Origin of the sequence: Moorena producens PAL-8-15-08-1 (assembly GCF_001767235.1) — a bacterium.
Taxonomy (GTDB): Bacteria; Cyanobacteriota; Cyanobacteriia; order Cyanobacteriales; family Coleofasciculaceae; genus Moorena; species Moorena producens_A.
In genome coordinates, this window is sequence record NZ_CP017599.1 from 1,258,309 (window position 1) to 1,270,466 (window position 12,158).

General features: G+C 44.7%; 9 protein-coding genes and 1 tRNA gene. 7 read left to right on the plus strand and 3 right to left on the minus strand.

Going from position 1 to position 12,158, the window contains the following annotated elements:
• Positions 1-140: 140 nt before the first annotated feature.
• The 4 genes from BJP34_RS04905 to BJP34_RS04920 all read left to right on the plus strand — a co-directional run bounded on the left by BJP34_RS04905 (position 141) and on the right by BJP34_RS04920 (position 2,049).
• Positions 141-407 carry a hypothetical protein gene (locus BJP34_RS04905; RefSeq protein WP_008177880.1) on the plus strand — a complete coding sequence of 89 codons (267 nt, stop codon included), beginning with the start codon at positions 141-143 and terminating at the stop codon, positions 405-407.
• A 24-nt stretch (positions 408-431) separates the two neighbouring features.
• Entirely contained in the window at positions 432-1,100 is a 669-nt protein-coding gene (locus BJP34_RS04910; RefSeq protein ID WP_070391385.1) for an energy-coupling factor ABC transporter ATP-binding protein, read from the plus strand.
• A 246-nt stretch (positions 1,101-1,346) separates the two neighbouring features.
• On the plus strand, positions 1,347-1,895 hold the full coding sequence (locus tag BJP34_RS04915; protein WP_070391386.1) for an NYN domain-containing protein: 549 nt from the start codon (positions 1,347-1,349) through the stop codon (positions 1,893-1,895).
• 81 nt (positions 1,896-1,976) lie between these two features.
• Positions 1,977-2,049, plus strand: a tRNA-Glu gene (locus tag BJP34_RS04920).
• 211 nt (positions 2,050-2,260) lie between these two features.
• Here the strand turns inward: BJP34_RS04920 and BJP34_RS04925 are convergent.
• The 3 genes from BJP34_RS04925 to BJP34_RS04940 all read right to left on the minus strand — a co-directional run bounded on the left by BJP34_RS04925 (position 2,261) and on the right by BJP34_RS04940 (position 7,827).
• Entirely contained in the window at positions 2,261-3,940 is a 1,680-nt protein-coding gene (locus BJP34_RS04925) for an ABC1 kinase family protein (RefSeq protein ID WP_070391387.1), read from the minus strand.
• Positions 3,941-4,078: 138 nt separating this feature from the next.
• Positions 4,079-6,142 carry a GAF domain-containing sensor histidine kinase gene (locus BJP34_RS04930; protein ID WP_070391388.1) on the minus strand — a complete coding sequence of 688 codons (2,064 nt, stop codon included), beginning with the start codon at positions 6,140-6,142 and terminating at the stop codon, positions 4,079-4,081.
• A 746-nt stretch (positions 6,143-6,888) separates the two neighbouring features.
• Complete coding sequence (locus BJP34_RS04940) at positions 6,889-7,827, minus strand: hypothetical protein (RefSeq protein WP_070391390.1); 939 nt, start codon at positions 7,825-7,827, stop codon at positions 6,889-6,891.
• A 672-nt stretch (positions 7,828-8,499) separates the two neighbouring features.
• On the opposite strand from BJP34_RS04940, the gene BJP34_RS04950 reads away from it, so the two are divergent.
• From BJP34_RS04950 to BJP34_RS04955, 3 genes are all read left to right on the plus strand, one after another.
• A complete protein-coding gene (locus BJP34_RS04950) occupies positions 8,500-8,838 on the plus strand; it encodes an NAD(P)H-quinone oxidoreductase subunit M (protein WP_070391392.1) in 339 nt (112 codons plus the stop codon).
• Positions 8,839-9,041: 203 nt separating this feature from the next.
• Positions 9,042-9,287 (plus strand): DUF6737 family protein, encoded by a 246-nt coding sequence (locus BJP34_RS47035; protein WP_083305004.1) that lies wholly within the window; start codon positions 9,042-9,044, stop codon positions 9,285-9,287.
• 245 nt (positions 9,288-9,532) lie between these two features.
• On the plus strand, positions 9,533-11,998 hold the full coding sequence (locus tag BJP34_RS04955) for a PP2C family serine/threonine-protein phosphatase (RefSeq protein WP_070391393.1): 2,466 nt from the start codon (positions 9,533-9,535) through the stop codon (positions 11,996-11,998).
• The last annotated feature ends 160 nt before the right edge of the window (positions 11,999-12,158 follow it).

The following is a 12,158-nucleotide window of genomic DNA, read 5'->3' on the forward strand; positions in this document are numbered from 1 at the left end:
CATAATTCTTAATTTTGCTACCCCCTAAAAAAAATTAGGTAATAACTGCACCCAAGATACTGCTCTTACGGTGCTTTGGGCTGGGGTCTAAGATAAGAAAAAGAAGTACATTAAGAAAACGCGCTACGGCTTGATACTCCATGTTTACCATTGACTTAATTCTCAGGAATACACCCATGCCACTGTCTGTCCAACGTAAGTCAGAAGAAGAGGCGCAAGCAACCTACCAGGAAATTTTGACAGCCATGCGCTCTGGGCATCCTCAGTTGTTAGAACTCAGCTGCGATCACCAGCCAGAGAAGAAAATTGGGGTTCTCAGCGATCAGATCAGTGCAGCAATGATTTCTCAAAAATCTGGAGCCACAGGCTCAGGACGTACTCCCGGCTTCTTTGCGATGGCTGAATAAATTCATCGAACAGCAAGATATATAATGACTCAACCAGCAATTCAAGTAACAGAGGTTGGCTTCAACTGGCCTAAAGGGGGGACAGTTTTGCAATCTTGCTCCCTGGAAGTCCCCAAGGGGGAATTTTGGATGCTCTTGGGCACCAATGGCAGTGGGAAATCAACCTTACTTAGATTACTGGCTGGTTTATTGTCCCCCCAATCCGGTGAAATTTACCTGGCCGGTTCAGCAGGTTTTGTTTTCCAGAATCCTGATCATCAGCTAGTTATGCCTAGCGTAGGTGCTGATGTAGCCTTTGGACTGGTAGCCGAAAAGCTCGACCTAGCTCAAGTTCAAGCCCGGGTAAAAGAGGCTCTTGCTGCGGTGAATTTACTAGAGCTAGAGCGACGACCGATCTATGCCCTCAGCGGTGGTCAGAAGCAGCGAATTGCGATCGCTGGTGCGATCGCAAGACAGTGCGAGATTTTATTGTTAGATGAACCCACTGCCCTACTGGATCCAGATACCCAGATGGATTTAGTGTCACAAGTACGAAATTTAGTCAAAAGTCGAGGATTGACAGCCATTTGGGTTACCCACCGTTTGGATGAGCTAGATTATTGCGATGGAGCATTTTTGTTAGACCAGGGTCGGGTGATTGATCAAGGTGAACCGGAACGCCTGAAGCAAAGACTGGTAAGTCCTAATCGCTGATTCTCGGGAAGTTTCCGGAAAGTAGTAGGGTTTGTAATCGGCTAACTGTTAACTGCTAAGCGTTAATTATAATACTTAAAGTTGTGACTATAATCGTTTATATGTTAATAGTTAAATGTTGAGTGTCATTTTTGCTCAATCCTTTTGCCTTTTGCTCAAGTGCAATTTATACTAATATAAAGAAATGTTAAAATTAGCGCTAATATGTAGTCCATACGGACGGTAAACAGTATAATACCATGGAAAATGTCCTGTTCTTCACCGCTGGCTATTTTACTAGTTGATGGCTATAACGTCATTGGCTCTTGGTCTTTCCTGAAAAATACCCGTGATCGTGATGGTCTCCTGAGTTCTCGCCAAGAGTTAATTGAGACCCTAGCCAATTACAGTGCCTTTGTCGGTTATGACACTGAGATTGTCTTTGATGCTCACTCACTCAATACCCCTAACAGTCGTGAGGTGATAACTAATCACTTATCGGTTTACTACACAGATTTCGGGGAGACAGCAGACACTTATATCGAAAAATTTTGTGCCTCATATAGAAACAAGCTTGTTCAACCAACTAAACGTCTGATCGTCGCTACCTCAGATCGGGCACAGCAATTGACAGTTGTGGGGTATGGTGCTCAGTGCATGTCTTGCCAGCAGTTGCTCAGCGATGTTGAATGCACAGCTCGTCGAACCCGCCGCAAATATCGACCACAGAAATCCTCTCGTGGTCGTTTTTTAGTCAATTCCTTGGATGCCAAGGCTCAGCAGCGGCTAGAACAGTTGCGAAATAGTATCAAGTAAGGGGACTGGAAAAAAATTTCCTGATCAAACACTTGACACAAACCCAAATATCCACTATTATTATAAAAGTGAAATCAATAAGCCCCCATCGTCTAGAGGCCTAGGACACCTCCCTTTCACGGAGGCGACAGGGATTCGAATTCCCTTGGGGGTATCTAAAGAAGCGAAAAATACAAGAGTAAGCACTCAGCTATCAGCTATCAGCTATCAGCTTTTTAATAAAAGAGGTAAGCATTGGTTTAATCTGAGTTAAGTCTGCTGACCGCTGACCGCTGACCACTGACGGCTGACGGCTGACGGCTGACGGCTGACGGCTGAATGCTTACATACAAGAGTTAAAGGTAGGCGATTTCAGATAAGATTGCCTACCTTTGAGCTAATCTATCCAGTCTTTCTCTAATGGCTAAGTTAATCAGAGAACGCAGCAAAATCAAAAACCAGAATCCGGAAAAGGCAAAGGCGGCTATCGCCCATCCACTATGAGGACCTGACAGGAAAATAGTACCGGCTACTAGAGTAAATCCAGTTAAACTAGCATAAATTAGGCTTTTTAGAGCAAGGGTGATCTGCTTGAGAGTGCGATCGCTTTCTACAGAACGCACGCGCAATTGTAACTCTCCCAGCTCGAGCCGCTCTTCTAAGCGTCGAATTGCTAGTTCGGTAGCGCTAGCCTTACGTAAGTTATATTTCACAAAATCCCTAGCTTGTTTAGCTAGTTCCCCCACTATATTCCCCCGCCCTTGAAAAACAGCCAGGCTTTTAACAAAAGGCTCAGTAGCAGCTAACAAATTATACTGGGGATCTAGGCCACGAGCGATCCCATCAAGAGTTGTTAGTGACTTTAAAATAAATGTCAGTTGTGCTGGTAGGCGAAAAGGTTGCTGCTCAAACATTAAGTAAAGTTCGCTACTGATTTCCTCAAAAGCTTGTAATTCTATGGGCTTTTCGGTAAATTTTTCCAGTAGAAAAGCAACTAATCGCTTGACTGGCTTAAGATCTGACATGGGTTCAATTAACCCCATGTAAGTTAAACTATTAACGACCTGATCAGTGTCCTTACGCAGTACAGCAAAAAAAGTCTGGAGCATTTGGTCTTTAGTCATGGACTTGACCTCCAGCATTGTGCCAAAGTCATAGAAAATCAGACTGCCCTCTGTAGAGACTGCCATATTTCCAGGATGAGGGTCAGACTGAAAAAAGCCATCTTGTAATAACTGCTTGAGGTAGCAACAAATTCCCAGCTGAATAATTTCTTTAGGATTTATGCCGAGGGATTCTAGGGTCTGACGGTCATCAATTTTAATCCCCGGCATATACTCCATAGTCAAAACTTTTTTAGTTGTATATCGCCAGTAGACTTTCGGGACACTAATGCGAGGATAATTGCTGAAATTTTGACTAAAACTCTCAGCATTCTTCCCTTCATGGATGTAGTCAATTTCTTGATAGAGCAGGTTAAAAAACTCATGGGTTATGGAATCCAAATCATATTTTCTGGTTCCCGGAACAAATCGATTGGCAAAACGAATCAATCGATGGATAATCTCAAAATCTAGGTTAAATAGCTTTTCTAAGCCAGGACGCTGAACCTTAACGACTACATCCTCGCCAGTATGCAATCGGGCTTTATGAACTTGTCCCAAACTGGCAGCGGCTATAGGAAAATGCTCAAAATCCCGATACAAACCATGAATATCTTCACCCAGTTCTGATTCAATTAGACTTATAGCATCGGTTACACTAAATTCTGGGATCCGATCTTGTAATTGCGCCAAGGCATTCACATATTCTAAGCTAAGTAAATCAGGGCGTGTGGATAGTGCTTGCCCAATCTTGATGAACGTTGGACCTAAGTCTAAGAGCTTTCTAACTAACCACTGGGCTCGACGATTTCTTTGCTTGGGGGAATTATTAGCCGATACCTTGTCCCACCATAAATAAACCATAAACTGCGCTGCCGCAGTAAAAATATCGATCTGGCGAGCCAGGGGGGAATAGTTAGGTTGTTGCCAACGTGGTGGCTTGGGCGCATCAGTTGTGAGCATACTCAGCTATTCATAGTTACTCCGATCCAATCCGGGAGTATAAATCAGATCATATCCGCTTTAATACCTATTCTTCCCAGTTAGTCTTCCGAGCTATTAGTGATTAGTTTTGCCTTCTTACTTACTAATGACTAAGTTTTACATAAAAGATTGAACCTGGGGCAGAGTAATTGTGAAAGATACCCGAGACGTACGAGGAGTGTCAGACGGGCCAGTGGAGACATCTACTGTGCCATTGAGATGCTGCACTAAGCATTTTACTAGCGCTAGACCCAAACCAGTACCCTGAACTGCCTTTTGGGTCATCCCCTGACCGCGATGGAATTTATCAAAAATATGTCTGAGGTCTTCTGGAGAGATCCCCTGACCAATATTGCTCAAACTCATCACAATCTGCTTAACCGATTGCTGGATTTGCTCAGTTACCTCGATCACCACTGTAGTATTTGGGTGAGAATACTTACCAGCATTGGTTAAAAGTTCCAGCAAGATACGGTTAAGGCTCTCAGCGTCGGTGTTGATAAAGAGCGATTTTAGTGAACTATTGATTGTTAAGGTTAAGCCTTTCTCCGCCCATCTGTACTCAAAGGATTTAGCCAAGTGCTTAATCATCGGCATCAGGTCAATTTTTTGCAGCTGCAATTGGGACTGGTCAGATTCCAGCTGCTGTAGACTCAACAGGTCGTTAATTAGCTCAATTTCTTGATTACACTGTTGCTCAAGGATTTCTAGATATTTGGCACGACGCTCAAGATCAAGTTTGGGTTGACGTAACATCCGAATCGCTAGACTCATTGCAGTCAAAGGTGTCCGCAACTCATGATTCATGCTACTGAGAAATTCGTCTTTGAGCCGATTTAATTCCTTTAACTGACCCATTTGCTGGCGAGTTCTTTCGTATAAGTCTGCCTGAACTTTCAGACTATGTTGTAACTGAGCCGTGCGTTCTTCAACAAGGGATTGTACTTGCTGGAGAGTCTGATTTTGGATAATAGTGCTACTAACTTGTCTACTGACCCACTTGACCAAGTTGATTTCATTCTCTAGCCAAGGGCGAGGTTGACTATTTTGCAAGACCAAGAACCCCAAAACCTTAACGGATAGCAAACCATGATTATCTGCCCCAACCAGAGGACAGATCAGTAACCCTGGCAATAGGAGCTGATCTAGGAGTGAGATGCTCTGGTGGTCAGATTTACCAATCGGGTGATCTGGTCTATGGGTAATGACTATCGGTTCAGGGGCTTGCTTGAGAGCCTCTTGGTACCAAGAACACTCAGAAACTGGGAAGGATTGATTTAACAGTGCGTCTCCTGTTGAAAATAGATCAGTAGTCGAGGTTTCCTGTAACCATTCACAAACCACTGTCAGATCATGTTTTGGTGAATGCTGTCCTGGTAGAGAGCAACAGAGGGGATTCGTTTCATCTAACAGTAGCAGTAGTGCCCGTGACACCTGAAGTGCTTCAGCAACAGCTGTGGTAGCTATCTGGAAAATCTCCAGGAGATTGAGAGAGCTATGCATCACTTGACTCAATTGGTTGAGCAGAGTTTGGTCTCGAGTAGCCGCCTTCACTTGGTGGGTTAGCTGAACTTGAGAAATTGCTACCGATACCCATTGGGAAACAACAATTAACTGTTCTTGCTCTGTCTTTGTCCATTGGTAAGGCTGGGCTTTTCCTAAAACAATAACCCCGTTGACTACAGACTGAAACTTTGTGGAGGTCTTCAGTATTGCCCTGGCAGATAGCACTTCTTCACCCAAATCTAAGTTAGACCAAGCATCGGATGTTTGCCAATCTGAAATTGCCAGTACTGGGCCACTGCCTAAGTCATCCTCTGTGGTTAAGAGTTCAAGCAGTTGCACTGGATTTTTATGGTATCGGTGTTCTGGGTCGAGGTGTTGATCAGCACGCCACCAGGCTAGTTGGGGTGTAGTGCTAGGGTTAGCCAGTGCCCCAATTAAACAGCTATCCACCTGAAAACTCTCTCCTATAGCCTTGGCGAGCATCGCCAACAGAGTTTGCGTGTCTGAGGTATTTAGTATCGTGTTAGCAATTTGTTGCCCGATCTGAGCTAACTCTGTCGGGTAAGGCATGAGTGAACCGTGATGCTCCTGGCTAAAGGTTGGTTCAAATGTACCTGAGAGACGGGAGTTGATGGAATTTCTTCTTGGGGCAAAAATCGCGCTTTCTGCATCCATTATGCTTGTTGCACAACTTGTGAATACTGGTCTTGACTAGAGCAACTACTGTTAAAACAGTAATCTCGCTAGGATTAGTGTTCCCGGCATCAGAGTGCTTTTGATCAAGAGATTGGAGTTTTTTACGACAACCGACCGACACACCCGTTCAATTCCGCACTCTGGTTAGGACTCGTGTCAAAATAACCATTACAGTTTTTTTTATAAAAGCTATATCTCACAATTTATTTCAGATAAAATTTGTACAACTTATTTTCACATGGCTCCTTAGAGGAGAAGCTGTGGGTCGGTGGCACAACTTCCATCATGTAATCGTCACAGTTGAGTTAAACTTGCCCCCGGTGCGCTTACAGTCGTCGAATTTAATTCCCGTGATTGTCGCGCCTCCAAGGCCGTGAGCAATCCCTCACGGCCTTGGGTCGCGCCTATCGGCTTTCGCCGACGCGGGGCGCGAACGGGTGCGCACCGCGATATCAAAATGGTTACTGCTCAAGATTCGTTTACCCAATTAATTGTGATCGGTAGATTGGGTGAGGGCTTTTTGGAGTTTCGACCTAAGCACAGAGCGTAAAAATCCCAATCAGTTGGGTAGACTACTAGTACCTGGAAATCCAGGAGAGAATTGAGAAACTCCAGATATCTCCCCTGGGATTGAAATCGATTAACTTTGAACACCTTAAACACCTTGAGCACCTTTTTATACCGTTTTTTAAACAAAACTGATTTAAAACTTCAATTCAACACCACTAGGAGCGCTTCTTTCTAGCTTGTTTTTGAGCTTCCTCACTGTTTTTTCGATAAAGTATAACCCGATAACGAGCTATCTGGTAGCGTTGGTCATCAGGTTTTACCGTCTCCATTAGATTTGATGCCCGTTCCCACTTAGCTGCCACATCTAACCATTGAGCTGAGGTTTCGACACTTTCCCCTGCTGCGGCTGCTTCTTGAGCTAGGCGCATTGCCTCAGTAAAGGGGTCCCGAGTAAAGGGGGGGTCTGGATTACTAGAAGATCCCTCGGAAGAAGAATTGGCTGGGTCTTTTGCCCAATGGTCGGCTTGAGTTGGGTAATGGGATTCGATTTCCCTCCCAAACCAATCATTCAGTAACCAACCTACTAGGATCAGGAATAAACCCAAACCTAACCCAATCACAACACCTTGCCGCAATCGACCTTTTTTACGTAGTTGACCGTAAGAAGCTGGCGGTAAGACCAGTTGCTGAATCGGTAGTTTTTTTTGGCTCAGTTGACGGGAAAATCCTGGTGTTAGAGCCAGTTGCTGGCTTGGTAGGTTTTGCCGATTGTTGAAGGTTTGAGCCAGTTGCTTGAAGAAATTTGGCCTAGTAAGGGTGATGTCTTCGTACCACAACAGCTGATTGTCTGGGTCACGGCTAATTTCTTCTAACCAGAGTAATTGTTCCTCTCGCACGATGCGGCTGTTGATCCTGACACGACGAATGTTACGCGGTGAAATCTCTTCCAGAATTTCCTGGATTTGACTGACTAGAATCGATTGTTCCAGCTGTTCTGGTTTTGCTGCTTCACACAAAACTTGCAATACACCATCAGCCAGAATGGCTCTAGTTCTCACCCCAAAATCGGCTAATCGTTCATTCAGTGTTTGAATAATTGCCACCACGCTACCCTGGTGGGCTTGTCTAGCAATATCTTCCATGGTACCAGACATTTTTTTTAGCTATGACATTGGATTAGTGTGTTTGACTTTACTTAATATAGTTTTTCCCTTTAGAGTACCAGGATCTTCCATTAGTGCATGTATTGTTAATTTTTCTTCCCCCGTGGAGACCGCCGCTAAAACCCAGGTTGCTCTAGTAATTATCATAATCATGAGGTACATTTTTTGATTAACCCTACCAGTAACGGAAAACAAGACTCGATTAACTATTATTAAAAACACTCCTGAATTCCGAAATAATTAGGTGCGCGTTCACGGTTAGCTTTGAAAAAGCGCGGGGTCGCACCGCTCCATACTCCGGAATAATTTGTACCTCACAAAAATGATAAAGACAGAGTTAAATCACATCGAGTAGGGCCAATGGCCCCCACAGTTCGAGTAAACAGCGGCTTCGGACTGCTGTCTACGGTTGTAGGGAAACCTACTATGAAAGTAAGTGACTTTTTGGTAATGTCTGTAAAATCTCATGCACGTGGTTGTCAGACCATTATCTCCTTCAAAACTGACCGGTGCACTTACAGTCGTCGAATTAAATTCCCGTGGCGGGGCGCGAACGGGCGCGCACCGCAAATCTTTGATGGGTTTGCCGGGAATTCACATGGTGACCATTGACTACTGCCTGAAAAGATGAAAAAATAAAGTCTGTGAGCAGGAGGTTTATAGATGCTGTTAAAGTCCACCACTCGTCATATCCGAATCTATACAGCAGAGGTTAAAAACAACGAACTAGTCGGGAGTGATAACGTTTTAACCTTAGACATTGACCCCGATAACGAGTTCAATTGGAATGAAGATGCTATACAGCAGGTTTACCGGAAGTTTGATGAGTTGGTTGAATCCTACAGCGGATTTGATTTAACCGAATACAACCTGCGTCGTATCGGTTCTGACCTAGAACACCTTGTGCGATCGCTTTTGCAAAATGGACAAATTAGCTACAATACCGAAAGCAGAGTGATTAATTACAGTATGGGGTTGCCCCAAGTAGAACCTCATAATTAAGCAGTAGGAGATAGGCAGACAAGCTACTTTCAAACAAACCAAGTCACGACCGGCTCAAATAACTAAAGCCCATGTCTGCCTTGATACCCAGCCACAATTTAGTCGGTTGGCTTGACCAAACCATGCTTTTATTGATCAATCCCGTGCTTAGTAAAAGGAAGTCAGACGTGGTAGTTTAGATGTGGTAGCTTAGAAGGTTAATCTTGTCTACAGAAAAAAAATTCAATCCCTGGAGTTATAAGCCTTGGTGGTGCCAACCCTGGTCAATACTATTGACCGGATCTGTCATCCTATTAAGTATATGGGTAGTTTTCAAAACCATCTGGATCACGCTACTCGCTGCTATGCCAATTATGCTTTGGTGGACGTACTTTTTGCTGATCTGGCCTGAGTTAATCAAGAGTAGTGTGATGAGTGAGGGGACGGCATCAATATTGCGCAATGATTAATACATAAAACGTAATCCTGACCTTCCCCATAGACCCGCTCGGTAACCATTGCTGCGAACGAATGTATCGCGCGCAACTCATTCATGATAGAAGTAAATCATTAACCAGCCCGTAAGTCAAGCGCTACAATCTTTAATCAATGGGCTGATTTTGGCACTTCCTTTGTGGGCACATAATTCCTTCAAAGAAAGCTGTGCTAATGTTAACCCGGTTCCATCAGGCTATCTTTAGCAGCAAAGAGTTTCATGGACAATCCGGCGGCAACGCTCCACTGCCCAAATCATCAATGTCAGGCTCCCAATCCCCAGACCAACAAGTTCTGCCAAAAATGTCGCACGCCGCTGCTCAGACGATACTTGTGGGCTATTGGGTCAGGCATAAAAGCCGCTCAACCGGGAGAACTTATTGCTAAGCGCTACCTCCTGATTCACTCTCGTGTTCTTTTAGATACTCAACCAGCGGTACCGCCAGAGACCCCACTAGAGATTCCTCAAACCATAACCCCATACTTGAGACTGGTTTCCTATGGATTACACCTGCCTCAAGTGTATGGTCTGCTAACACCGAAGCCAAGGCATAACAAAGAGATTTGGTTACTCGAAGGAGTACCAATTCAGGCAACAGGGAACATTAATAATCTAGGACTTCTGTCACCAGAACTGACCAGCGTCTGGAAAAATGCCTCACCAATACGCCAACTAAACTGGCTGCAGCAATGGGCTTCACTATGGCAACCGTTGAGCCGAGAAGGAGTAGGGTCTAGCTTACTGAAATCAAACCTGGTGCGGGTGGAAGGAGCCTTGCTAAGGTTATTGGAATTGGAGCGTGATCAAACGCCAGCACCAACCTTAAAACAGCTGGGTCAGCTGTGGTCACAACTGCTTCAGGGAGCTTCCCCTGTTATTAGTGAGTTTTACCAACAACTCTGTTCCCAGCTTACAAAAGGACAGATACAGACATCAGAGCAGCTGTTAGCATTACTGGCGAAAGGGTTGTTTGAATGCCGGTCATGGCAATCGAGAACCTATAAGACTCTCACTCGTACCGATACCGGTCCGGGTCGTAGCCACAATGAAGACGCTTGCTACCCTCCTAATGGTAAGCTAATTAGCTCTTCAAGAGGGAAAGAAGCGATCGCAATGGTTTGCGATGGCATTGGTGGACAAGCAGGTGGTGAAATTGCTTCCCAACTGGCAATTGACACTCTGCGACAACAGCTCAAACAACTGCCAGCTAAACTGGAGGTGTGGAACCCAACCACTCTAAGCCTGGAATTGGAAAATGCTGTCTGTGCTGCCAATGACTCCATTAGCCAACGCAATGATCATGAGAACCGATTTGATCGGCAGCGTATGGGAACAACCTTGGTCATGGCTAGAACCCATGCCCATGAAATATACATTACCCATGTCGGGGATAGCAGAATCTATTGGGTGAGTCGCCATGGTTGTCACCAAGTTACTCTAGATGATGATTTAGCCACAAGAGAAGTGCGGCTTGGATATACCCTTTACCGACATGCTCTACAACAACCAACATCTGGTGCCCTAGTGCAAGCGTTAGGGATGGGTTCATCAACCACACTACACCCCACTGTACAGCGCTTGGTGTTGGATGAAGATTGTGTGTTTCTGCTGTGTTCTGATGGTCTTAGTGACAATGACCGAGTCGAGCAGTACTGGGAAACAGAAATCCTGCCCATTCTCGACGGTCAAATTGATATCAAAAAAGCAGCAGAACGAATCATTGAGCTTGCTAATACCAAAAACGGACACGACAATGTCACGGTGGGGTTGATTTACTGTCAAGTCACACCAAGCCAGCCTTCGATGCCCATCCAACTATCACCCCCACAGCTAGAATCCATTGGCAATCTCGAGACCAACAATACTCTAATGTTAAACGTTAAGAGTGATCAGCAACCCGCTTCTATTGATGAACAAAAAACAGCGTTGCTCACACTTAACCTCATGGAAGAGGGGGATGCATCTGGTGACCAAAATCCTCATTATTCAGCTTCAACCTCTCCTGAGAAGACTGGCAGACTGTTGTTGGGAATATTCGTGCTTTTGGTGTTAGGGGGGGTAGTCGTTTATCTGTTGAGTCCAGTGTTGAGTCTAAAGGCGAGTGGACAGATAAATCGCTTCCTGAGTGGGGTTTTTAGTCTTGGTAAGGGGCAAGAACTAACCGGTTCTAAAACCACCCCTAAACAGAGTCCAGAAACTAAAGCTATCCCAGGACAAACTCCTGAGTCCGTGACCCTTGCTAAGCGAGCTGCCTTAATTAAAAACCAAGATATTATTAGAATAGTGGGTCAAACTGTACAACTTTTGGTTAACCCTGAAAAGCAATCAATCCTTGGCAGAGTTCCTGCTGGTAGCGTTTTGCAGGTTATTGCCAGAAAAAGGTATCCTCAGGAAGAGACTTGGTGGATTAAATTAAGAGTTTGCTCACCCGGAACCAACACAACTGATATTCCATCGGATCAAATGGCTAGCTCCCCCAAAGTTGGCTCATCCTCAGTACCGTTAAACTCTAAGCAGACTAAACCCTCTGCTACCTTGGTGTCACAGGGACAGGAAGGGTGGATAAGAGAAAAGGAGATTTTACCTATGATGGCTCGTGATTTTACACCAACCCCAACACAAGCCAGTCAATGTCAGAAAAATACCCCTCCGTCTAATTCCCCTAGACCTATTCAATCTCCGTAAGTCTTGAGCAAGTAGTCAAAAGCTTATCGCTTTTAAGTTAATGCTCACCAAAGCTTTCTGACTAACCACTCAACTCCTCAACTAAGAACTGAAAACTAATGATGTCCTATTAATGACCAATTCCTCATTATTGATAGCGCCAATACCACCCAACACTAGA

What these genes read in the sequence shown, in the direction of transcription:
- BJP34_RS04905 (WP_008177880.1), top strand. Translation starts at nt 141, where the DNA reads ATGTTTACCATTGACTTAATTCTCAGGAATACACCCATGCCACTGTCT.
- BJP34_RS04910 (WP_070391385.1), top strand. Translation starts at nt 432, where the DNA reads ATGACTCAACCAGCAATTCAAGTAACAGAGGTTGGCTTCAACTGGCCT.
- BJP34_RS04915 (WP_070391386.1), top strand. Translation starts at nt 1,347, where the DNA reads ATGTCCTGTTCTTCACCGCTGGCTATTTTACTAGTTGATGGCTATAAC.
- BJP34_RS04925 (WP_070391387.1), bottom strand. Translation starts at nt 3,940, where the DNA reads ATGCTCACAACTGATGCGCCCAAGCCACCACGTTGGCAACAACCTAAC.
- BJP34_RS04930 (WP_070391388.1), bottom strand. Translation starts at nt 6,142, where the DNA reads ATGGATGCAGAAAGCGCGATTTTTGCCCCAAGAAGAAATTCCATCAAC.
- BJP34_RS04940 (WP_070391390.1), bottom strand. Translation starts at nt 7,827, where the DNA reads ATGTCTGGTACCATGGAAGATATTGCTAGACAAGCCCACCAGGGTAGC.
- BJP34_RS04950 (WP_070391392.1), top strand. Translation starts at nt 8,500, where the DNA reads ATGCTGTTAAAGTCCACCACTCGTCATATCCGAATCTATACAGCAGAG.
- BJP34_RS04955 (WP_070391393.1), top strand. Translation starts at nt 9,533, where the DNA reads ATGGACAATCCGGCGGCAACGCTCCACTGCCCAAATCATCAATGTCAG.